This is a genomic window from Gemmatimonadota bacterium, assembly GCA_026702745.1.
Lineage (GTDB): Bacteria > JAAXHH01 > JAAXHH01 > JAAXHH01 > JAAXHH01 > JAAXHH01.
The window spans coordinates 1-23284 of the sequence record JAPPBT010000051.1; the positions used below are offsets into that span (position 1 = coordinate 1).

A 23284-nucleotide genomic window follows, 5' to 3' on the forward strand; every position below is an offset into this window, starting at 1 on the left:
TGAGTTTCAGCCTTGCGGCCGTACTCCCCAGGCGGGGCACTTAATGCGTTAGCTTCGGCACTGAAGGGGTCGATACCTCCAACACCTAGTGCCCAACGTTTACGGCTAGGACTACCAGGGTATCTAATCCTGTTTGCTCCCCTAGCTTTCGCGCGTCAGCGTCAGTATCAGGCCAGAGAGCCGCCTTCGCCACTGGTGTTCTTTTCGATATCTACACATTCCACCGCTACACCGAAAATTCCGCTCTCCTCTCCTGTACTCAAGTGATGCAGTATCAAATGCAGGTCCCCGGTTGAGCCGGGGGATTTCACATCTGACTGACACCACCGCCTGTACGCCCTTTACGCCCAATAACTCCGAACAACGCTTGCTCCCCCCGTATTACCGCGGCTGCTGGCACGGAGTTAGCCGGAGCTTCCTCTGGTGGTACCGTCAAACCCGCCTACTATTCGTATACGGGCTTTCGTCCCACCTAACAGGGGTTTACACTCCGAGAAGCTTCATCCCCCACGCGGCGTCGCTGGGTCAGGCTTTCGCCCATTGCCCAAATTTCTAGACTGCTGGCTCCCGTAGGAGACTGGGCCTTATCTCAATCCCAGTGTGGCCGATCACCCTCTCAGGTCGGCTATCAATCGTCGCCTTGGTAGGCCGTTACCCTACCAACTAGCTAATTGAGCGCGGGGCCATCCACAAGCGGTAGCTTCCAAGGAGAGGCCACCTTTAGTTGTCATACCATGCGGACTGACAACCACATTCGGTATTAGCCCGCCGTTAGGCGGGTTGTTCCCAGCTTGAGGGCAGGTTCCCCACGTGTTACTCACCCGTCCGCCACTGTACTCACGTTCCGAAGAACGCTTTCTCGTTCGACTTGCATGACTAAGACACGCCGCCAGCGTTAGTTCTGAGCCAGGATCAAACTCTCCATATAAGAGAAGTTCAATCTGGAATTGCATCTGCTGTGAACTCCCCGGACGGATCCGGAGAGCCTTGTCAGACGACTTAAGGACATGCACGCTGCCATGTTTTCAAAGAGCGTAAACTTACCGCAACCCGCGCAAGATACACAGCCGGTCAATCGAAGTCAACAGGTTTCTTTATTTTTAATTCCTGTTGACCAAACGTGCGTTCAGGACCGCGTCTGCGGATGCTATCCGGGCAGTGTTTCGGTGCCCGATACGGCGGGTTCAAGGGGCCGGATTTAGGGGCTGTTGGGGACCGGGTTTAGCAGAGCCGGTCACCCACCCGACCACGAACGCGCCGGGAGGATCTATCCGGGCGATGTTCCGAGCGGATCAATGGTCAGCAACCCGTTGTCGTTTGCCGGCTGTCCACCGCCGTTGTCTGATGCCGCGTCGTCTGCACGCCCGCCGCCCACGCTGTCCGCCTGGTCGGCCGCGTGATAGGAGCTGCGGACCAGGGGGCCGGACTCCACGTGCGGGATGCCATAGGCTTCGCCAGCCTGCTTGAACCGGGCGAACTCGTCCGGATGATAATGCTTACGTACCGGCAGATGCTTCTTCGTCGGCTGCAGGTACTGCCCCACCGTTAGGATGTCGCAGTTCACCGCGGCCACGTCGCGCATGAGGGCGTGGACGGCTTCGTCGGTCTCGCCGAGCCCCACCATGATGCCCGTCTTGGTCTTCGCGCCCCGGGCCTTCGCGCGCTCGAGCAACTCGAGTGACTGGTCGTATCGCGCCTGGGGCCGCACGGTCCGGTACAGGTCCGGCACCGTCTCCAGGTTGTGGTTCAGCAGATTGGGACGGGCGTCGAGCACGGTCTGGAGCGCCGCTTCCGATCCCTTGAAATCCGGGATGAGCACTTCCACGCCCACGCCCGGGCACCTGCGCCGTATGGCCCGGATCGTTTCCGCGAAGATCGGCGCGCCGCCATCGTCCCGCTCGTCCCGGTTCACCGAGGTGATCACGGCGAACCGCAATCCCAGCTTCTCCACGGCCCCGGCCACGCGCTCGGGCTCGTCCCAGTCCAGCCCCTTGTCCGGCCGGCCCGTCTTCACCGCGCAGAACCCGCAGCTGCGCGTGCAGATGTCGCCCAGGATCATGAAGGTGGCGGTACGCTGCTCCCAGCATTCCCAGATGTTGGGGCACTGGGCGCTCTCGCAGATGGTGTGGAGCCGGTTGTCCCCGACCAGGCGTTTCAGTTCCTGGAAGTTCGGCCCCTGCTTCAGTCGCACCTTGAGCCACGGGGGCTTGGGCACGTGGGATGTAGTCGTTTCGCTCATGAGTCCGCTAGTGGTGGTCGACGCCGATGCGTGGTTCCCGGCGCAGGCACGGCCGGCATGGAGTCCGATCAGCCGATTCAAATGCGCGACCCGCGCGCTACAGGAACAAAAAGCGACCCTCCGGCGCTGTGAACCGTCGTTCCGCGCCGAAGCGGCCGCCATGGATGTCAGGTACTTTACTTGCTCTTCTTATTCCGGGTTACGGTCGAGGCCCGACCGGTTGTTTCGAGCCTCATCCAGGTTTCATTTCGGGTGCGCCGTCGTCCCCCGGCGAAATGACCACGGCCTCCTCATCGAGGTGGCCCGCGATGGTCTTCGACAGGTCGTTCAGGTCGGTCCGGCAGAAGCCCGTGTTGCTGTCGAGTATGCCGCCGCCCTCATCCATGAGAAACCAGGTCGGCACGTTCGTCAGGCCGAAATCAGACGAGGCCCAGTGGGTCGTGTCGTACACGTTCGTAAAGGACGCGCCATGCTCGTCCATGAACGCTTTCGTTTCCTCCGGCGTATCCTGCGAGACGCCCAGCACCCGGAATCCACCGTTGCCGCCGTAGGCCTGGTGGATCTTGTCGAAATAAGGAGCGCTGAACTTGCAGGTCCCGCAGCCTACCTTGTAGAAGACCGCCAGCATCCAGTCGCCGTTCGCCTGATCGCCCAGCGACGTCGAATTGCCGTCCGCGTCTTCCAGCGCGACTTCCGGGGCCGCGACCCCGGCTTCCAGGAACGCCATAGATTACTCCCGTACTGGTTGAATTCGAATAATGACAGGTTCAAACCATGCTTCGACTATATATGTATTACATCTAATATTGAATATAGGGGATACGGGGCCGGTGTTGCAACGGGAATATACCACTATCACAGTTACTACCCTTTCCTGGTGGATCCACCTTTCGAACTGTTTGATTTGGACTGTCCTGAAGCAGCCTTGGATCGTCTGGATTCAAGATACTTGTTTATATCAACTCGAAAACCGCCGCTTCGTATTACCTTCACATGTTGAAGTCCTTGCCCCTTTTTCTTTTCCACAGTCTTCCTCCTTAAACAAAAACGCCCCTGTCGTCCATTTAACGACGTGAAGGCGTTATGCTATGAACTAGAGTAAAGAGATTGGAATCTCGGTTTTCGAGATTTCGAGCGACGGGAAATGCTACATTTGATCTAACTATCGAACTAAAAATAGTCAACTAGGATCTTCGTTTCGTTTTGATCTTTAGAGATTCGGCAACGTCTTATACTACAGGCACGCTGCTCCTGTATAAACCAGGTGCTTTGTACGTGTAGGAGTTGGCGAAGTTCATCAACTGAACCTCCCTCTGATTGAGCAAGTTATGACGACGACAACACAAGACGACACGTACAACATTCACCTGTGCCTGCAGGGAAACGCCAACGCCTTCGAGCCATTGGTCCGGCGTTACCAGAATGCCGCATTCGCTGTGGCCATGGGATTCCTTCGGGACAGGACAGACGCGGAGGACGCGGTACAGGACGCCTTTGTGGCCGCCTATTGCAAGTTGTCGCAGTTGAAGGACCCGGCCATCTTCGGCAGCTGGCTACACAGAATCGTCGTCAACCGATGCAAGGAATGGAGCCGCCGGAAGAAAGCCAGCCGACTGGTTCGTGTCGATCCGAATACCGAACACATACGCGACGAATATCCCGTGGCGGCTCGGAACCACCAGGACTACATCGAAAGCCTTGAACTCTGGGATGAAGTCGAGAGACTGCCCGAACACTATCGCCAGGTCGTCAATCTGTACTACTACACGGGCTTTTCACTGAAAGAGATCGCCGACTTTTTGGACATTCCGGAATCCACGGCGAGAGGACGGCTTTACCAGTCCCGAATCCGCTTGAAAAACGCCTTGTCGCCCCAGGAAAAGGAGACCATCGCCATGAGCCAGATCGATGTCACCGAAGATGTCCAGGATGTGGTCTGCAAGATCGCCAGAGAAGACTTCAAAGAAACGATCGATATGGGCGACGTGGAAAACATCGTCCTTTACTGTGGGATTAGTACAGAAGTGGAGATTAAACCGGCAAAGGGCAATAAGCTTGTAATCGAAGGCTCCAAGATCGCGCTTGGGACGTCTGAGAAAGCGGCCCGGAGCCAGTTAAAAGAGATTTCTGTTTCAAGGGATGTGGTCGAAGATTTCTATACAACTGGGCCTCACGAAGGGGAGTTGTTCCTGGGTGTCAGATCCGACCACGACGTACCAACCGCGGAAACGCGGCGTATCAGTGAATATTGGAAGCGTGATCTGACAAACGAATGGGCATTGTATGAAGTAAGCGCCGGGAACAGGTTGATCGATGTTTTTCCTCATTTAAAAGAAGATATCGAAGTGTTTCCATCCCTTCCCGAGTCAGTTAGAAAGAGTTTGGGAAAATCGATTCGAGTGTCTGTTCAAACTCAAGAGGTATGCCCATTGGACACAAAAAAATCCACCATGAATGGTGAGATTGAAGGTGTGTTCAAGGCTATGTGGTGGCAGAATGAAAACGTCTTCGGTCCGTCCGAGTACTGTCACATATCGATTTCTGTTCCGAAAAGCAAAAACGTATCAGTTTTCAGACCTTCGAAAATCAGTGCGGAACATGTGGACGCTTCACTGATGATCTATTCTTGCCGCAACGTCAGCACGCTATCGCATATCGGCAAGGACGTGTATCTGTTTAATTGTGCTTTCACCAAAATGCAGCATATCGGGGGGAAGCTGTTTCATCGAATGTACGACTACGGAGGGGGCAAATGGCGGGATAACGTCATGGACAACATTGGCCTCTGGGAAGGGGAGATAGATACTGTAGAGGGCGATGTGGATATCGACGTTGGTAGATACGAGTTACACGCATCGGACCTGAATGGAAAGGTGGCCATATACAACAGATACGGTACGACACATCTGAAACAGACTGCCAGGCAACCGGAATCACGGTTCAGGCTTAGAACAGTATCTGGCGATATCAACCTCACCCTGCATGAGGCCATCGCTCCGGAAACCAGCGTATCCCTGCACTCGCTGTGCGGCAGTTTCGATTATGGTAACACCAGAGAAACCATACCATTGTTCAATACTCAATGCAGCGGCCATTGGTTGACCATGTCATCTATCATCGATTTTGCATCTGCAGATTTTGTGGTTTCGACAGAAAGCGGAAAAGCAAGTATCGAATTGTTCAGTTGAAACCTCTTGAATCGGTGCATGGGTTTCACACCATGCATCACTCCTCCGTGACGGTCTCCACGTCCGGGGATGGGGGTCTATTCCTGAACATAAACGGAAGCGACTTTCGCATCTTTACGCGTTCACCGTCATGTACTGCCGGCGTATAGACCGTTTTACGAGCCACGTCCACCATCAAAGAATCCACATCAGTGAAACCTGACGATCTTTCGACGAATGCCGTGTCCACGTTGCCATTCGTGCCTACCACGAGTTGAACCACTACGACGCCATCGAAATTTAGATCGACGACGCCTGTGGGGACTTCGGGGTAATAAACAGTCTCTGCTCTCGTATCCACCGCTGTGGGCCAGTAAATCCCAACTTTTTCGTCAGCCAACTGGTCGGCCATCTGGTCCGGTCGGTCTGCCGGGTCCGGTTGATCTCCTTCCGGCGCCGATTGAGCAGCCAGTTCCGATTGATCTCCTTCCGGTTGGCCACCTGCCGACTCAGATTGGACGGCTGTGTCCGGTTGACCTGCCAGCTCCGGCTGGACGGCCGATTCCAGTCGCCTCACCATCTGCGCAAATTCCGAGATTTGTCCCTCCACTGATGGGGTATCGGACCCGATGGGTGCCAGGTGCAAAACGTTGCCGACTTCATCGATCAGCACAATGTGGGGTGTATTGGGCAGATCGAAGGGAGAGTCGGCTGCCAGGAACACCGGGAAGCTCAACCTGAATTTCTCCACGATAGGCGCGATCTCATCGGCAGACTCTCCCTGGAGTACGCCGACTACCGGGACATTGTCACCGATCATCGATCCAAATGAAGCCATCATGTCGAGGCGGCTTGGGTGATGCCAAGACTTGAAAAACAAGAAGAGTTGGTACCCCTTGCCGAGATCCGGCATTGCTGCAGGTTGGCCGTGCTGGTCGAGCGCGTCGAAGGGGGCAATAAACGGCGTGCCGAATATCGTTTGCGCCTGCAGCACGCGGATTTCCACCTGGGCGTTGTACAGACTGTGCTGCAGATTTTGAACGTCCTGCCTTTGCTGGTCATTGTGCCAGAGGAGGCCGGCGCTCAATGCGACGAGGACGGCAAAGGCGACGTAAAGGTATATGTGAGTGTTCGTGCGTGAGTCGGGTGTGGACATGTCTCTGTTTCCTTAGTAAAGGGACGTTAAATTCAGGAAAAACAATAATTGTATAGGGATAACTATGGTATATGGATGCAGACGTCCCGTCAACTGAACGGGTTCCCACAAGCATCGACGAATACACTGATGATTTGCTTGCTCGCTGTCTTGTAGGTTTCCTGACAAAACCGCAATTCCCACGAGATTCCCCCACGTAATCACGACCATTCCTGTATAGCACCGAATCACACACCCGGTCACAGGGAGGCGTCGTGCGTCAATCCATTCATACCCCTACCCTGATCTCCGTCGAAGATCTGTATAAGACCTTCCCGATGGGAGACAGCCGCATTTCCGCGCTCCGGGGCGTATCCGCCACCATCAACCGGGGCGAATACATGGCCGTGATGGGCCGGTCGGGATCCGGCAAATCCACCCTGATGAACATCCTGGGCTGCCTGGACACGCCCACGGCGGGCAGGTACGCCCTCGACGGCAGGTCCGTCGGAGACCTCACGGACGACGAACAGGCCTTCATCCGAAACCGGATGATCGGGTTCGTGTTCCAGGCCTTCAACCTGCTCCCGAGAATGGACGCGCTGCACAACGTGGAACTGCCGCTCCTCTACCGCGGCATGGACAGCAGGGAACGGCGTTGGCGCTCCATGGAAGCCATGGAAGCGGTGGGCGTGAGCGACCGGGCTAGCCACAGGCCCAACGAGATGTCGGGCGGGCAGCGCCAGCGCGTGGCCATCGCCCGTGCGCTGGTCGGCGAACCGTCCATCATCCTGGCGGACGAGCCTACGGGAAACCTGGACAGCGGGACCGGGGAGGAGATCATGGCGATTTTCGATCGTCTGAACGGGGAAGGACATACGATCATACTGGTGACCCACGAAGCGCATATCGCCCGGCATTGCAGGAGGATCATCAGGTTGCGCGATGGCGTGATTGAGGAGGATCGTTCGATTGTCTGAAATGGAGATGAATATGGATGCTACCAATGTTATAAGCAATGTAGTCGTAATTGGAATCCTGCTCTTTGTCTGGCGCAGTCTCGGCATGCGGATTTCTCAACTCGATAAGCGTCTGAGTGACCGAATCGATCACCTTGATGAGCGGGTCTCGCAGATCGAGGAACGGATTGCGCACCTGGGCGAGCGGATTGCACACCTGGGTGAGCGGATTTCCCGGATAGAAGGACTGTTTGAGGCCTTCGCTCGGAAAAGCAACCCTTTTGAATCGGAAAAGAAGTCCTGAGTAAACAGGAAAGGAGACGAACATGGACGCTACCAACGTCATCAGCAATGTAGTTGTAATCGGGATCCTGCTCTTCGTCTGGCGCAGCCTCGACATGCGGATTTCTCAACTCACTGAGCGGGTCTCGCAAATCGAGGAACGGATTGCGCATTTGGGCGAACACGTATCCCGTATAGAAGGGCTGCTTGGGGCCTTTGCACGGATAAGCAACCCCTTTGAAACGGAAAAGAAGACCTGAATGGAGAAGACACATACCGGTTTCTTAAACGATATCCACGATCAAATCTTGAAACCATGAAAGGAGCATCATGGAACACGCGCAACTCTGGCTTCAGCCCCTGATTCTGTTGACCGCATTCATCTTCTTCTGGCGCGAGGCCAAAGGCAGCCGGCGGGAACTAAAAGAGGACATCCAGAAAGAACTCAACAAGATCGACGCGAGATTCAATCGATTCGAGGACAAAATCGATGCCCGGATCGAACGCCTCGAAGACAGAATCCGGGAAGACATGGACAAGATGGATTCCCGTTTCGATCGTCTCGAAAGCGCACTGATCGAAGGCAGAAATTAACCACCTCACATGCGTCACCCGCTCTGTTCATCTGGGAGTGCCGCGAAAGGAGCATCATGGAACACGTACATCTCTGGGCTCAGCCCCTGATCCTGCTGACCGCCTTCATCTTCTTCTGGCGGGAGGCGAAAGGCAGCCGGCATGAACTGAAAGCCGACATAGGGGAAGAACTGAACAAGATCGACGCGAGATTCGACCGTTTCGAGGACAACCTTAGGAAAGAGTTGGGCAAAGTCGATTCGACGTTCGACAAGGTAAACGCCAAGTTCGATCGTTTCGAAGACAAAATGCAGAAAGACATGGGTGAGATGGACAACCGGATTGCACGTCTGGAAGACAAGGTAGACGCCCGTTTCGACCGGCTCGAGCGCATTTTGCTTGAACAGGGGAAGTAGACGTCCACCATGCAACGCCCGGCCCTGTTCATCGCGGTGTGTTTTGTAATCGGCATCCTGTTGGGACACCGCGTCGACGTATCGCCTGTCCTATTTGCGCTAGGTGCAGTCGCGGTCATCGCGGCGGGTTACGCGCTCTATCGGACCCGTGGAACCACCTCGCCGTACCTTCGCATATTCATGGCTCTGAGCCTCATGTTCGCGGGCGCCTTCTGGTACGCGGTACAGGTGCGGGTCGTGCCCGCGAACGACATCCGGAGATTCTGCGACCAGCGGCAACGGCATGTGCTGACCGGGACGATCGTCCGATCGCCCGATGCGAGAGCACGTTTCACCCTGGTTACGATGGACGTGGACTCCATCTCGTTGGGCGTTGTCGGCTGGGCTTCAAGAGAGTCGCCTGGCATGGCGACCGCCACCGATCAAGCGGCCCCCGTGACTGGCCGCCTGCAGGTCCGCCTGAACAGCGGCATCGATCCCGGCCGGTACGGCGACCGCGTCCTCGTATCGGGACGCCTGCGCAGCCCCCAACCCGCTCGCAACCCCGGCGGATTCGACGCGCGCACCTACTACGGGAGCAGGGGGGTTTACGCGCTGGTGAGCGTGCGCGATGCGGGCAGCTATCGCGTGACGCGGCGCAGTACGTCGTTCACCTGGCAGACCGGGGTCATCGACCCGCTGCGAAGCAGCATCGACCGGTCCATCGACCGGACCATGCGGGGCGATTCTGCCGCCCTGCTGAAAGGCATCCTGCTGGGTGCGCGGCAGCAGCTGCCCGAGGATCTGCTCCACACCTTCAGGACGATCGGCCTGGCCCATATCCTGGCCGTGTCCGGGCTGCACGTCGGCCTGATTACCCTGGTGATCCACACGCTGCTGTCCGTCCTGAGACTGCCGCGGAACATCGTCGTCGCCGGCACGCTGGGCGTATTGGTGCTTTACGCCTTCATCACCAACCTGACGCCGTCGGTCATCCGGGCTACGATCATGGCGGCGCTCTTCCTGGCGGGCCGCCAGCTGGACCGTCAGACCGACACCGTCAACATCCTGGCCGTGGCGGCCATCGTCATTCTCCTGATCTGGCCCTCGGCCCTCTTCGACCTGAGCTTCCAGCTGTCCTTCCTGGCGACCTACGCTATCATCACGGGATATCCCCGGATGAAGGAACTGCTCCCCGAGCGGATTTCACGGTCGGAGAAATGGTGGGCCCGCTGGCTGCGGGACGGGTTGCTGGTCTCGGTCGCGGCGCAACTGGGCGCGCTGCCCGTGGTAGCGGGTACGTTCTACCAGGTTTCCTGGATGTCGGCGGTGGCGAATCTATTCATCGGGCCGCTGGTGTTCCTGAACACGACCTTCGGCGTGCTCACCGCCCTGACCGGCCCCCTGGCCATCGAAATCGCCCGCCTCTTCAGCGCCGTCAACACGCTGGTCCTGTTCGCCATGATCCACCTCTCGAAGACCTTCTCCGGCGCGCCGTCCGCGCTGGTCGAGGTGCCGGCGCCTTCCACGCTCTTCTATGGCTCCTTCTACGGCGCGGGCCTGCTGCTGCTTTGGAAACCGGGTGGGTCCCGGGCGCGGCGGACGCGGCTGGGTCTGCTGGCCCTTTCTCTCTTGCTCTTCTGTTACAACCTGCTGCCCGACCGGTCGCTGAGGATCACCGTCCTCGACGTCGGACAGGGGGACGCCATCTTCATTGCCTGTCCCAACGGACGCACCCTCCTGGTCGACGGTGGCGTCCGTACGCATTTTTACGACGCCGGCGCCCGCGTCATCCTGCCCTTCATGCGTGCGAAAGGATACCGCCGCGTGGATACGATTATCGTCACCCATCCCGACCTGGACCACTACGGCGGACTTCGGGCCGTCGTGGAGTCCGTTGAAGTGGGCGAGGTTCTTTCGAGCGGCGTCGGTTCTCAGTCCCGTTCCTACCAGGCCTGGCGCGAGGCCATCGACCGGCGCGGCATCCCGTACCGCATGGTCGCGAGGGGGGACACCCTCGCGGCGCTGGGCGGCGTGCGCGGCCTGTTTCTTCATCCGGATCCCCTGTTCCTGACAGGCCCGTCGAAGTCCAGCTCCAACGAGGTGTCCTTGGTCCTGCGCCTGTCCCTTGGCGCGTTCAGCATGCTCCTTACCGGCGACATCGAGGAAAAAGGCGAAGCCGCTACCGTCCGCCGGCCGTCCATCCTGAAAAGCACGGTGCTCAAATCGCCCCATCACGGAAGCCGCTCGTCGAGCGGAACGACCTTCCTGAACGCCGTCGACCCGGAGGCGGTGGCCGTTTCCGCCGGCATGTACAATGCCTTCGGCCACCCTTCGCCCGAGGTCATTGAGCGGTACAGGCGGCGGGGAGCGGAGGTGTTTCGAACGGACGAGGGCGGCGCGGTTGTGATCCGCAGCAACGGCCGTTCCTGGGACATGTCGTACTTTGCGCCGCCACGACCCCTCGGTCCCACGCCCGGCCAGGTGGTGGATGGGTTTCTCTTGACAGCAAAATAACCTCGGTCTATATTTCGATAACACAACATAAGTCATTATCAAACATATATTTAACACCGATTTATACCCCGGTCCAATATGATCAGAGCCGCCCCTTTGCTCGCGGTGCTTCTGCTGCTCTTCGCGGCGGAAATCCCTCCCCCTGCTAACGCCCAGGGCGCAACAGCCCAGAACCGCTCCGCCCAGGACGGCGACGCCTTCAAAGAAGCGATCAAGGAAGGTCTTGCGGCGCGCCAGCGCTACGTGGACCGGATCGAGGAACTCCAGACGGAGGTCACGAGGCAAAACGCCCGCCTGCGCACCGCCGGTACCGGCAATCGTGATGAGCAGGAGCGGCGAAACGAGACGATGTCGGCGCTTGCACGGCTTCACATGTCCGTCGGACAGTATGATCAGGCCGTCGAACTCCTGAGTAGCGCGGTGGAGCAGGCGGGCGCGACCGAATACACCGCCGACATGCGCGCGTTGCTTGGCAGACTACTCCTGGGCCTGGGGCGGTATGACGAGGCGGAGGCCGTGCTGGCCGCTACCCGGTCTCGCCAGGGCGGTCCGGCGCTGGCCACCGTTCGGCTCGCGGAGGTGTATTTCACGACGGGCAGGACCGATGAAGGCCTCGAACTGTGCCGCGAGGTCCTGAGGAACACTGGATCACAAGGACCGCCGAACGCACCGAACCTGATGGCCGCGGGGCTCGCCGCGCGGTACCTGGAGCTTTCTCACGAGGCCAACTCGTTTCTGGCCGCCGCGACACGTGTCGACGGCGAGTATCTCGATGCCTACGTGGCATGGGGTCGCCTCTTCCTCGACAAGCACAACCGTGCGGAAGCGACGGGGATTTTCGAAGACGCGCTGAAGATCGACGCCGGATATCCGCCGGCGCTGATGGGCCTGGCCGAGGCGCTTGCGGAGAAACAGCCGCTGCCGGCGGAGGCCATAGTACAGAAGGCGCTCGCGATCAACCCCGCGCTCATGGAGGGACGTCTTTTCCTCGCGGGTCTCCACCTGACGGACGAGGCCTATGATGAGGCGATCGGCCAGCTGGACCAGGCCCTGGAGGTCAACCCGGAATCGCCAGAAACACATGCCCTCCTGGCGGCCGCTTACCACGGCCAGGGCCGCCAGGCCGAATTCGAAGCCGCCCGGCAGCGCGTCCTGGACATAAATCCTTCCTATGGCCGGCTGTACGAAATCATCGCGAACCACCTCACGCGGCGCTACCGGTTCCGGGAGTCCGTGGAGATGGGCCGCCGTGCGATCGAGACCGACCCCGCGCTCTGGTCGGCCTACGCCGGGCTTGGGATCAGCCTGACCCGGGTAGGCGAGATGGATGAGGCCCGCCGGATGCTGGAACAGGCCTTCGACAGAGACCCATTCGACACCCGGACCTACAACACGCTGGAACTGCTCGACGCCTTCGAAGATTTCGAGACCAGGGAAAGCGGACCGTTTATCCTGAAGATCCACCGGGACGAAGACGCCGTGTACGGGAAGCTGGCCCTCGACCTGCTCGAAGAAGCCCACCGGACGATCGCGCCGCGGTACGGGTTCACGCCGGATGGACCCGTGCTCGTCGAGATGCTGCCGGACAACGACGACTTCATGGTGCGCATCGCCGGCGTGCCGGGAACGGGCGGCCTGCTGGGAGTCTGCTTCGGCGAGGTGGTGGTGGCGAATTCACCCAGGGCCCGGCCGAAGGGGACGTTCAACTGGGGGCAGACGCTCTGGCACGAGTACATCCACGTCACCCATCTGCAGCAGACGCGCAACCGGATCCCCCGCTGGCTGGCGGAAGGCATCGCCGTCTACGAAACGCGTCTCGCCCGGCCGGAATGGGACATGGACCTGGAAGCGGAGTTCACCGAGGCGGCCATCCAGGGCGAGTTACTCGCCGTCAGCGAACTGAACCGGGGTTTCACCCGGCCGAAGTCGCGGAATCAGATCGTCCTTTCCTACTACCAGGCCTCGGTCGTCGTGGAATACATCGTGGACACCTTCGGATTCGAGGCGGTCCGGCACATGCTGGACCTGTACAACAGGAATCGAACCACCGCCGAAGTCGTTCGCGAGGTAACGGGCCGGTCCATGGAAGACTTCGACCGGGATTTCGCGGACTATACCGAAGAACGGATCGCCGGGCTCAGCCGCGTTTTACAATTCAAGCCGCCGCGCGACGAGAAGCCGTCCATGGCCGAACTGGAGGCGATGGCGGCCGATCACCCGGAGAGTTTCTACGCCCACCTGATGCTGGGCCAGGCGTTGCACATGCAGAAACGGTACGAAGAAGCCATCGCGCCGCTTGAACGCGCCCGGACCCTCTTCGCCAATTACACCCATGCCGGCAACCCCCACGCATTGCTGGCGGAGATCTACCTCGAACAGGGGAACACGGAGGCGGCGATGGAGGCCCTCGAGGCCCTCACCGCCGTCGACGAGGACGACATCGAATCCTGCAAGACCTTGGCCGGGCTCTACGCCGGGGAAGGCCGGCGCGGGGACGCCCTCCGCATCCTGGAACGGGCCGTCATGATCGATCCCTTCGACGCCGAGATCCGCAAGATGCGCGCCGGTTTGTACGAACGGGACGGAAGGCCGGAACTGGCCGTGCCAGAGTACGAAGCCGTGCTGGCGGTCGAGACCACCGACCGGGTGCAGGCGCAGTACGACCTGGCCCGCGCCTATCTGGCGGCGGGAAGGAAGGACGACGCCAGGAAGGCCGCGCTGAAGGCCCTGGAGGCTGCGCCCGGCTTCGAAGCCGCCCAGGAGGTCCTGCTCCGGTCGCTGGAATGAGCGCACCGGCACACCCTGACAGCACCCGGCCAGCCCACCGTTAGCGCCCGATCCACCAGCACCCACTGCGCTCGGTCCGCCAGCACCCGCCCCACTCGATTCGGCCCGGTTTTAACGTTGCGATTCGGGCCTTCTCAATTTATATTCATGCGGTTTGCTCCAACTGAACGCAGGTGATGCGCGAGCGCCCCGCCGTGGGCGTCTCACCGCATGCGCCCCGCCGTGGGCGCCTCACCGCGGTCCCTTTTGAGGGTCATCTTGCCGAAACGCAACGACATCGAATCCATCCTGATCATCGGCTCCGGGCCGATCGTCATCGGACAGGCCTGCGAGTTCGACTATTCCGGCACCCAGGCCTGCAGGGCGCTCCGCGAAGAAGGCTACCGGGTCGTGCTGATCAACAGCAATCCGGCCACGATCATGACGGATCCGGACATGGCCGACCGGACCTACGTCGAGCCTATCACCGCGGAATACGTGGAGAAAGTCATCCGGCGCGAGCGCCCCGACGTGCTGCTGCCCACGCTCGGGGGACAGACCGCCCTGAACGTCGCCGTCGAGCTCGCCGAGTCGGGCACGCTGGACCGCTACGGGGTCGAACTCATCGGGGCCAAGCTCGAGGCCATCAAGATGGCGGAGGACCGGGAACTGTTCCAGCAGGCCATGGAGCGCATCGGCCTGGAAGTGCCCCGGGGCGGCTTCGCGCGGACCGTCGACGAGGCCTGGGAACTGGTGAAGAATACGGGCTTCCCCGCCATCATCCGGCCGGCCTTCACCCTGGGCGGCGCGGGCGGGAGCATCGCGCGCAGCGAATCGGAATACGCCGAGGCCGTCGAATGGGGGCTGTCCACCAGTCCCATCACCGAGGTGCTGATCGAGGAGTCGGTCATCGGCTGGAAGGAATACGAACTCGAGGTCATGCGCGACCTGGCCGACAACGTGGTCATCATCTGCTCCATCGAAAATTTCGACCCCATGGGCGTGCACACCGGCGACAGCATCACGGTCGCCCCCGCGCAGACCCTCACGGACAAGGAATACCAGGCGCTCCGGGACGCCTCGATCAAGGTGATCCGGGAGATCGGCGTGGAGACGGGCGGATCGAATATCCAGTTCGCCGTCAGCCCCGAAGACGGCCGCATCCTGGCCATCGAGATGAACCCCCGCGTGTCCCGCAGTTCGGCCCTGGCCTCCAAGGCCACGGGCTTCCCCATCGCCAAGATCGCCGCGAAGCTGGCGGTCGGATATACGCTGGACGAGATCCCGAACGACATTACCCGCGAAACCCCCGCATCCTTCGAGCCCACCATCGACTACGTGGTGGTGAAGATCCCGCGCTGGGCCTTCGAGAAATTCCCCAATGCCGATACGCAGCTCGGCACGCAGATGAAGTCGGTGGGCGAGACCATGGCCATCGGCCGGACTTTCAAGGAAGCGCTCCAGAAAGGGCTCCGGGGTCTGGAGATAGACCGCCACGGCCTCGGCGCGGACGGGAAGGATCAGGTGGACGGCGTGCTGGACGATCTCAGGGAGCAGATGGCCCGGCCCACGGCGGAGCGCATCTTCCAGATCAAGACCGCCCTCCAACTCGGCATGCCCATCGAAGAGATCTACGCGCTTACCGGCGTCGATCCCTGGTTCCTGCACAACCTGCGGGACATCGTCGAGCTCGAGGGCGAGATCGGCGCGCACCGGAACGGGTCCATGCCCCGGAACCTGTTGCACAAGGCCAAGCAGGCCGGTTTCTCCGATGTGCAGATCGCCCACCTGACCGGCAGCGACGAGCGGTCGGTCCGCGCCCGGCGCATCGAGGCGCGCGTGGACGCCGTGTTCAAGACTGTCGACACCTGCGCGGCCGAGTTCGAGGCCATGACGCCCTACTACTATTCGACCTACGAGACCGAGAACGAGACCCGGCCCAAGACGCGGAAGACGATCATGATCCTCGGCGGCGGGCCGAACCGCATCGGCCAGGGGATCGAGTTCGACTACTGCTGCGTGCAGGCGGTTATGGCGCTGAAGGAGGACGGATACGAGACGATCATGGTCAACAGCAACCCGGAGACCGTGAGCACCGATTACGACATCTCGGACCGGCTGTTCTTCGAGCCCCTCACCTTCGAAGACGTGATGAACATCGTCGAGACGGAAAAGCCGGACGGCGTGATCGTCCAGTTCGGCGGGCAGACGCCCCTCAAGCTGGCCCTGCCGCTCGAACGCGCGGGCGTGCCCATTATCGGCACGTCGCCCGACAGCATCGACCTGGCCGAGGACCGCAAGCGGTTCGGCGCCCTGACGACGGCGCTGGGCATCCCCCATCCGCCCCACGGGACGGTCTTTTCCTTCGAAGAGGCCCGCGAGGTGGCGGGCGAGATCGGATACCCCGTGCTGGTGCGGCCTTCCTATGTCCTCGGCGGCCGCAACATGGCCCTGGTCTACGACGACGATTCCCTGCAGGCCTACATGAAAACCGCCGTCCACGTGTCCCCCGAGCATCCCATCCTCATCGACAAGTTCCTCGAGGACGCCTTCGAATACGACGTGGATGCCGTCTCCGACGGGACGGACGTCGTCCTGGGCGGGATTATGGAACACATCGAGGAGGCGGGCATCCATTCCGGGGACAGCGCCTGCGTGCTGCCGCCCTACATGGTCAAGCCTATGCATATCGACACCATGAGGAACTACACCCACGCCCTGGCGAGAAGCCTCAAGGTCGTCGGACTGATCAACGTGCAGTACGCCATCAAGAACGACGTGGTCTACGTGCTGGAGGTCAACCCGCGCGCCTCGAGGACGATACCCTTCGTCTCCAAGGCCATCGGCGTGCCGCTGGCCCAGCTCGCGGCGAGGGTCATGGTGGGGAAGACGCTGCGGGAACTCGGTTTCACCGAAGAAATTATCCCGCCCTATGCCTCGGTGAAGGAGGTTGTGCTGCCCTTCGTCAAATTCGCGGGGTCGGACAGCCTGCTCGGACCCGAAATGAAGTCGACCGGCGAGGTCATGGGCATCTACGAGGAACCGGGGATCGCCTTCGCCAAGGGACAGAGCGCGGCGGGCGGCTCCCTGCCCCTGTCCGGCACTGTCCTGGTCAGCGTCAACGCCTTCGACCACGAGAACGTCGTCGCAATCGCCCGGGAGCTCGATATGCTGGGCTTCACGATCATGGCGACGAGCGGCACCGGCCGGACGCTGGAGGACGCCGGCCTGGAGGTGGTCCGGGTCAACAAGGTCTGGGAGGGCGAACCGCACATCGTGGACCACATCCGGCGAAGCGACATCCAACTCATCATCAACACGCCGCTGGGCAAGAGCGCGCGGGACGACGACTACATGATCCGCCGCGCGGCCATCGAGGCGAACATCCCGTGCATCACCACGCTCTCGGCGGCCTGGTCCGCGGTAAAGGCCATCCAGGCGCTCAAGAACGAGGGCCGCGAGATCTCGGTGAAGAGCCTGCAGGAGTGGCACGAGACATTGAAAGAAGCGAGGGTTTGACCATGCAGACGGTAGACGGCGGCATACTGGCCCCGAAGGGGTTCCTGGCCAATACGGCGGGCTGCGGCATCAATAGTCCGAAGGGCAGCCGAAAGGACCTGGCGGTGATCGACGCGGGCGGGACCGCCTCCGCGGCGGGGGTGTTCACCACGAACCGGGTACAGGCCGCACCGGTGGTCCTTTCCAAAGACCATCTGCAGACCGGCATGGCGCGAGCCGTCGTGGTCATCAGCGGCAACGCCAACGCGTGCAACGGGGAACCCGGCATGGCGGACGCCCGCGAGATGGCCGCCCTGGTGGCCGAAGGGTTGTCCGTACCCGCGAGCGAGATCCTCGTCGCTTCCACCGGGGTCATCGGCCGGCCCCTGCCCATGGACGTGATCCGCGAAGGCATCCGGGAAGCGCTGGACCGGCAGCCGCTGGGTCCTGACCCGGACGCCGCCGAGTCGATCATGACGACCGACACGGTACCCAAGACCTGCGCGGTGCGGTTCGATCTCGATGGTACGGCCGCGGTGGTCGGCGGTATCGCCAAGGGCGCGGGCATGATCTGTCCGGATATGGCCACGATGATCGGCGTGGTCACGACGGACGCCGCCATCGCGCCGGGCGCCCTGAAGTCGGCCCTCAAGCGGGCCGTCGGCAAGTCCTTCAACTGCATCACCGTCGACGGGGACATGAGCACGAACGACACCGTGTTCATCCTGGCCAACGGCGCCGCGGGCAATCCGGAGATAACCCAGCCGGCCGGGGACGCCTACGAGCGGTTCGCCGAAGCGCTGGAGCACGTCTGTACCGACCTGGCGAAGAAGATCGCCCGGGACGGCGAAGGCGCGACCAAACTCGTGGAGATCCGCGTGCGGGGCGCCCGGACGGACGAGGACGCCCGGACGATCGGCATGAGCGTGGCGAATTCCGCCCTGGTTAAGACGGCCATCTACGGCCACGATCCCAACTGGGGCCGGATCCTCTGCGCCGTCGGGTACGCGGACGCCGAATCGGACCCGGACACGATCGACCTGTTCCTCTGCGGTCACCAGTTGACGCGCGACGGCCAGGGACTCCCTCTCGACGAGCCGATGATGCGGGAAGCCCTTTCCGCCAGTGAAATACCCGTCGAAATCGATCTCAAGCTGGGAGTCGGCGCGGCCACGGTATGGACCTGCGACATGTCCCACGAATACGTGACCGTGAACGCGGAATATACCACCTGATACACCACCAACGATTTCACGCGGCCTTGCGGGCCGTCACCACGGAAGATGTCTCATGAAACCAAGTCCTGAATTTGGCCTATTTGCGGCCGGCAGCGCGTTGCGCACGGCCCGCACCTCGTTGCGCACGGCCCGCGCCTCGTTGCGCACGGCCCGTGCCACTCCAGGGATAGCCACCCACAAGCTCGGCCCGGTCTTCTCCGCCGTGCTGTGCACGATCTTCACTGCCGCGCTCTGGGGAACGGCCCTCTATGGCGTCACTTCGGCTTCCCCGGCCGCCGCCCAGACCGGGTCCTTGTCGATCACGGAAGACCCCGGTCCGGTACCGGTGGCGGAGCTGGCGGAAAGGCGGACCAGGATCCTCGACGGCATGGGCAGCGGGATCATGATCCTCTTCGGGGCGGAACCCAAGGTATTCAGTAACGACGTGAACTATCCCTACCGGCAGGAAAGCAACCTCTTCTACCTGACCGGCATCAGCCAGCCCGGCGCCACGCTCGTGCTGGTGTCCGGGAATCGAAGCCAGAAGGAGATCCTCTTCCTCCCCAGGCGCGACCCCGCGCGGGAAATCTGGACCGGACACATGATCGGGGTGGAAGAAGCCCGCCGCCGGACCGGGATCACCCAGGTTTGGCCAAGTGAAGAATTCGACGCCTTCGTGGAGGCCGTCCTCCACGGCGTGGCCTATGAAAAACGTCTCTCCGATGACGCAGGGGATTACCGGGCCATCGGCGAATCCGTCGAGAACGGAACGCCCGTGCCCGTCTGGCTCCTGGCCGACGCCAGTTCCAGGTACGGCAGCCGGTATCCGAAAGCCCTTCGGTTCGCCTCGGAGTCCGCCCGTTTTCCCGCCGTCCAGATACGGCTGGCGACCGGGCTGTTCCGGGACCTGCGCGTCGTCAAATCGGACTGGGAGCTGCAGCGGCTTCAGCGCGCCGTCGACATCACCCGCCTGGCGCAGCGCGCCATCATGCGCCGGGCAAGCAGTCAGGGCGGTACTCGCGGACCGGGCGGCCGGGGCGGCACTTCCGCCACAACGGGACCAGCCGGACCAGGCGGCCCGGGCGGAACACTGAACGAATCCGTACTCGACGGCATCATTCTTTCCACCTATCGCACGCACGGCGCGCACTGGGGTTTCCCGTCCATCGTGGCTTCGGGACCCAATGCCACGACCCTGCACTACGAGGAAAACAACCGGGAGATCGCAAGCGGCGAACTCGTCCTGGCCGATATCGGCGCGGCCGTCGGATACTACACGGCCGACGTCACGCGGACGTTCCCGGTCGGCGGGGTTTTCTCGGAAGCACAGCGCGAAATCTACGAGGTCGTCCTCGAGGCCCATGCCCGGGGCGTCGCCGCCGTCCGGCCGGGCATGACCATGCGCAGGGTGCATGAGGTGGCGCGGAAGGTGATCGCGGACGGACTCCTGAAACTGGGGCTGATCACAAGTACATCGGGAAACCAGTACCGCATGTGGTATATGCACGGCACGAGCCACTGGATCGGGCTGGACGTCCATGACGTGGGCGGAAGGGACATGCCCTTCAGGCCGGGCATGGTGATCACGGTGGAACCGGGCATCTACGTCCGGGAGGACACGCTGGTGAACCTCGACGACACGTCGCGGAACCGGGCGCTCATCGAGGCGATACGGCCCGCCTTCGAGCGATACCGGAATATCGGGGTACGCGTCGAAGACGACGTATTGGTGACCGAAGACGGACACCGGGTGCTGTCGGAAGGCACGCCCCGGACGATCGAGGAAATCGAAGCCTTCATGGCGAATCCCGACGGCAGGTAATCCCCTGCCGCGGGCTAACGGGATGGATTCATGACCGCGGACCGGATGCTTACCGTGGAGGAGGCCCAGGAGATCGTGCTGGATTCGGTCTCCGTCTCGGGTATCGAGCGCGTGCCGCTGGCCGAGAGCCAGGACCGGGTGCTCGCCGAAGACGTGGCGCCCAGGTTCGACGTGCCGCCCCAGGACAACTCCTCCGTCGACGGTTATGCCGTCCGGGCCGAGGACACCTCCGGCGCATCGGAGGACGCTCCCTGCCGCCTCGAGGTCCTCGAAGAGATCCCCGCGGGTACCGTTCCCTCCGCGCACGTGGTTCCCGGCAAGTCTTCGCGCATCATGACCGGCGCCTTCCTCCCCGGAGGCGCGGACGCTGTCGTCATGGTGGAGCACACCAGGCAGCACGCCGAAGGTGTAGAGATCCTGAAATCGGTAACGCCGGGCCAGAACGTACGCTACCGGGGAGAAGACGTAAAACAGGGCCAGCAGGTCCTTTTCGCCGGCGCCGAAATCGGTCCGGGCGAGATCGGCCTCCTGGCGGCCTTCCAGCGGTCCCAGGTCGCGGTGCGCAGGCGCCCGGCCGTGGCCATCCTTTCCACGGGTGACGAGGTCGTCGACATCGACGAACAACTCACCCCGGGAAAAATCGTCAACAGCAACAGCTATTCCCTGGCCGCGCTCGTGCGGGCATGCAACGGCCGGCCGGTCAACCTGGGCATCGCCAGGGACAGCGAAGCGGAGATCTCGAAAGCCATACGGTCGGCGCTGCGCGCGGATATCGTCCTTTCCACCGGCGGCGTTTCCGTGGGAGACTACGACTATGTGAAAAAAGTGCTGGAAGACCTCGGCACGGACATGCGTTTCTGGCGGGTGAAGATGAAGCCGGGCAAACCCCTCGCCTACGGGTTGCTCCAGGGCAAGCCGTTCTTCGGTCTGCCGGGCAATCCCGTTTCCTGCATGGTCTCCTTCCTCCTCTTCGCGCGGCCCGCCATGCGGAAGATGATGGGTTACGGCCCCCATGACTGGCGCCTGCCCACGGTCCAGGCGGAACTCGAGAACGATCTGACGGCCGGCGGGGACCGGCGGCACTATCTGCGCGCCAGGATCACCTGTACCGGAGGCCGGTTCTACGCCTCGACCGTCGCGGGCCAGGGATCCGGCATGCTCAGTTCCATGACCGGGACCAACGGTCTCGTCGTCGTGGAAACGGGCGTAACCTCCGTGCCCCGCGGATCCGAGGTCCAGGTGCTGCTGATGGGTGCGGCCGGATTCGGCGCGGCCGGAACAAGCGACGGGACCATTCAGGGCGCAGCCGGAAAGGATTCACCGTGAGGACCGCGCGATGATCTCCGTTATCGAAGCCCGGGACACCATTCTGGACCGGATCCGTCCAATCGGCGTGGAGCGCGTCGACATCGCTTCCGCGCGCGACCGGGTACTTGCCGAAGACGTCCACGCCACGAGGAACCAGCCGCCCTGGGACAACTCGGCCATGGACGGCTACGCGGTGCGGGCCGAGGATACGGTACCCTCGTCGCCGGATTCCCCGGCGGAGTTGGAGATCGTCGAGGACCTTCCCGCCGGATACGTGGCCAAACGCGCCGTCGGACCGGGACAGGCGATCCATATCATGACGGGCGCGCCGGTGCCCGATGGCGCCGATACCATCGTCCGCGCCGAACGCTCCCTGAGACTCGATGAGCGTCGCGTACGCATTCTCCAGGCCGTGGAACCCGGGACGGACCTTCGCCGGGCCGGCGAAGACCTTTGCGAAGGGGACCTTATCATCCCGTCCGGCATGCTGGTCCGGCCGGCCGAAGTGGGCCTGCTGGCGTCCACCAACCGCTCACAGGTGTCGGTCTACCGCCGGCCAAGGGTTGCCATTCTGTCCACCGGCGACGAGATCGTCGACGTGGACGAGCCGCTCGAGGACGGCAAGATCGTGGACAGCAACGGATACGCCCTTTCCGCGCTGGTGGCGGACGCCGGCGGCATACCTTTGAGGCTGGGAATCTGTCCCGATACGCAGGACGCACTGGAAGAAGCGCTGCGCGACGGAATCCTGGCGGACGCGGTCATCACTTCGGGTGGGGTCTCGGTGGGAGAATACGATTACGTCAAGGCCGCCCTCGAGGCCGTTGGCACTTCCATGGCCTTCTGGAAGGTGTCCATGACACCCGGTCGTCCCCTCGCCTTCGGCTCCATCGACGACACCATCTTGTTCGGCCTGCCCGGTAACCCGGTGGCGTCCATGGTGACCTTCGAGCTCTTCATGCGTCCCGCCCTGCTCAAGATGCAGGGATACACCCACATCTACCGCCCCACGATCAAGGCCCTCCTCCTGGAAGACATTACGAAATCCCTTGGACGCAAGCAGTTCATTCGCGTGACCCTCCAGAAGCGGGATGACCAGTACTACGCGTCGCGTACGGGTGAGCAAGGCTCCGGTATTCTGAGATCCATGTCTATAGCCGACGGGTTGGCCGTGAGTCACGAAGACCAGGAACTCATGCCGGCCGGCCAGGAAATTGAGGTCATGTTGCTCGGAGGTTACAGCGGGCTATCTTCTGCCCGTAACTACTGATAATTAAATAGGTTACGAAGTTTTAGAAAGTACTACTCAGACACGTATATTATTATGTATATACGTTTTTCTACCACGATGGACGATCGGTGACGGGGTAGCCTGATTCATCGGTCGTTTTTCCTTCCATCTGGCC

The 23284-nt window shown here is 61.4% G+C and carries 16 protein-coding genes and 1 rRNA gene; 13 read left to right on the forward strand and 4 right to left on the reverse strand.

Going from position 1 to position 23284, the window contains the following annotated elements; genetic code table 11:
- From OXH56_07800 to OXH56_07810, 3 genes are all read right to left on the reverse strand, one after another.
- A 16S ribosomal RNA gene (locus tag OXH56_07800) occupies window positions 1–928 on the reverse strand; the annotation flags it as partial.
- Window positions 929–1267: 339 nt separating this feature from the next.
- Complete coding sequence (lipA, locus tag OXH56_07805) at window positions 1268–2239, reverse strand: lipoyl synthase (GenBank protein ID MCY3555210.1); 972 nt, start codon at window positions 2237–2239, stop codon at window positions 1268–1270.
- Between the two features lie 232 nt (window positions 2240–2471).
- Complete coding sequence (locus OXH56_07810; protein MCY3555211.1) at window positions 2472–2966, reverse strand: TlpA disulfide reductase family protein; 495 nt, start codon at window positions 2964–2966, stop codon at window positions 2472–2474.
- 601 nt (window positions 2967–3567) lie between these two features.
- On the opposite strand from OXH56_07810, the gene OXH56_07815 reads away from it, so the two are divergent.
- A complete protein-coding gene (locus OXH56_07815; GenBank protein MCY3555212.1) occupies window positions 3568–5427 on the forward strand; it encodes a sigma-70 family RNA polymerase sigma factor in 1860 nt (619 codons plus the stop codon).
- A gap of 37 nt (window positions 5428–5464) precedes the next feature.
- Here the strand turns inward: OXH56_07815 and OXH56_07820 are convergent, their stop codons facing one another.
- Window positions 5465–6562, reverse strand: a complete 1098-nt coding sequence (locus OXH56_07820) for an energy transducer TonB (GenBank protein MCY3555213.1) — start codon at window positions 6560–6562, stop codon at window positions 5465–5467.
- A 317-nt stretch (window positions 6563–6879) separates the two neighbouring features.
- Here OXH56_07820 and OXH56_07825 point away from each other — a divergent pair, with 317 nt between their 5' ends.
- From OXH56_07825 to OXH56_07880, 12 genes are all read left to right on the forward strand, one after another.
- A complete protein-coding gene (locus tag OXH56_07825; protein MCY3555214.1) occupies window positions 6880–7521 on the forward strand; it encodes an ABC transporter ATP-binding protein in 642 nt (213 codons plus the stop codon).
- Entirely contained in the window at window positions 7514–7804 is a 291-nt protein-coding gene (locus tag OXH56_07830; protein ID MCY3555215.1) for a hypothetical protein, read from the forward strand. Before OXH56_07825 ends, OXH56_07830 begins: the two co-directional genes overlap by 8 nt.
- A 22-nt stretch (window positions 7805–7826) precedes the next feature.
- Window positions 7827–8042 (forward strand): hypothetical protein, encoded by a 216-nt coding sequence (locus OXH56_07835; GenBank protein MCY3555216.1) that lies wholly within the window; start codon window positions 7827–7829, stop codon window positions 8040–8042.
- Between the two features lie 70 nt (window positions 8043–8112).
- The gene (locus tag OXH56_07840; protein MCY3555217.1) at window positions 8113–8376 is read left to right on the forward strand and encodes a hypothetical protein; all 264 of its coding nucleotides are present in this window, start codon (window positions 8113–8115) and stop codon (window positions 8374–8376) included.
- Between the two features lie 56 nt (window positions 8377–8432).
- On the forward strand, window positions 8433–8771 hold the full coding sequence (locus tag OXH56_07845) for a hypothetical protein (protein MCY3555218.1): 339 nt from the start codon (window positions 8433–8435) through the stop codon (window positions 8769–8771).
- A gap of 9 nt (window positions 8772–8780) precedes the next feature.
- Window positions 8781–11267, forward strand: coding sequence for a DNA internalization-related competence protein ComEC/Rec2 (locus OXH56_07850; protein ID MCY3555219.1), 2487 nt, complete (start codon window positions 8781–8783; stop codon window positions 11265–11267).
- 78 nt (window positions 11268–11345) lie between these two features.
- Window positions 11346–14054, forward strand: coding sequence for a tetratricopeptide repeat protein (locus tag OXH56_07855; GenBank protein ID MCY3555220.1), 2709 nt, complete (start codon window positions 11346–11348; stop codon window positions 14052–14054).
- A gap of 258 nt (window positions 14055–14312) precedes the next feature.
- Complete coding sequence (gene carB / locus OXH56_07860; protein ID MCY3555221.1) at window positions 14313–17552, forward strand: carbamoyl-phosphate synthase large subunit; 3240 nt, start codon at window positions 14313–14315, stop codon at window positions 17550–17552.
- Between the two features lie 2 nt (window positions 17553–17554).
- Window positions 17555–18766, forward strand: coding sequence for a bifunctional glutamate N-acetyltransferase/amino-acid acetyltransferase ArgJ (argJ, locus tag OXH56_07865; GenBank protein ID MCY3555222.1), 1212 nt, complete (start codon window positions 17555–17557; stop codon window positions 18764–18766).
- A gap of 55 nt (window positions 18767–18821) precedes the next feature.
- The gene (locus tag OXH56_07870; GenBank protein ID MCY3555223.1) at window positions 18822–20570 is read left to right on the forward strand and encodes an aminopeptidase P family protein; all 1749 of its coding nucleotides are present in this window, start codon (window positions 18822–18824) and stop codon (window positions 20568–20570) included.
- A gap of 30 nt (window positions 20571–20600) precedes the next feature.
- The gene (locus OXH56_07875; protein MCY3555224.1) at window positions 20601–21896 is read left to right on the forward strand and encodes a molybdopterin molybdotransferase MoeA; all 1296 of its coding nucleotides are present in this window, start codon (window positions 20601–20603) and stop codon (window positions 21894–21896) included.
- 10 nt (window positions 21897–21906) lie between these two features.
- On the forward strand, window positions 21907–23148 hold the full coding sequence (locus tag OXH56_07880; GenBank protein ID MCY3555225.1) for a molybdopterin molybdotransferase MoeA: 1242 nt from the start codon (window positions 21907–21909) through the stop codon (window positions 23146–23148).
- The last annotated feature ends 136 nt before the right edge of the window (window positions 23149–23284 follow it).

Coding starts and splice junctions, on each gene's coding strand:
- OXH56_07815 (MCY3555212.1), top strand. CDS start 3,568: ATGACGACGACAACACAAGACGACACGTACAACATTCACCTGTGCCTG.
- OXH56_07875 (MCY3555224.1), top strand. CDS start 20,601: ATGACCGCGGACCGGATGCTTACCGTGGAGGAGGCCCAGGAGATCGTG.
- OXH56_07840 (MCY3555217.1), top strand. CDS start 8,113: ATGGAACACGCGCAACTCTGGCTTCAGCCCCTGATTCTGTTGACCGCA.
- OXH56_07835 (MCY3555216.1), top strand. CDS start 7,827: ATGGACGCTACCAACGTCATCAGCAATGTAGTTGTAATCGGGATCCTG.
- OXH56_07820 (MCY3555213.1), bottom strand. CDS start 6,562: ATGTCCACACCCGACTCACGCACGAACACTCACATATACCTTTACGTC.
- lipA (MCY3555210.1), bottom strand. CDS start 2,239: ATGAGCGAAACGACTACATCCCACGTGCCCAAGCCCCCGTGGCTCAAG.
- OXH56_07880 (MCY3555225.1), top strand. CDS start 21,907: ATGATCTCCGTTATCGAAGCCCGGGACACCATTCTGGACCGGATCCGT.
- OXH56_07855 (MCY3555220.1), top strand. CDS start 11,346: ATGATCAGAGCCGCCCCTTTGCTCGCGGTGCTTCTGCTGCTCTTCGCG.
- OXH56_07810 (MCY3555211.1), bottom strand. CDS start 2,966: ATGGCGTTCCTGGAAGCCGGGGTCGCGGCCCCGGAAGTCGCGCTGGAA.
- OXH56_07825 (MCY3555214.1), top strand. CDS start 6,880: ATGGGAGACAGCCGCATTTCCGCGCTCCGGGGCGTATCCGCCACCATC.
- OXH56_07870 (MCY3555223.1), top strand. CDS start 18,822: ATGAAACCAAGTCCTGAATTTGGCCTATTTGCGGCCGGCAGCGCGTTG.
- OXH56_07850 (MCY3555219.1), top strand. CDS start 8,781: ATGCAACGCCCGGCCCTGTTCATCGCGGTGTGTTTTGTAATCGGCATC.
- OXH56_07845 (MCY3555218.1), top strand. CDS start 8,433: ATGGAACACGTACATCTCTGGGCTCAGCCCCTGATCCTGCTGACCGCC.
- argJ (MCY3555222.1), top strand. CDS start 17,555: ATGCAGACGGTAGACGGCGGCATACTGGCCCCGAAGGGGTTCCTGGCC.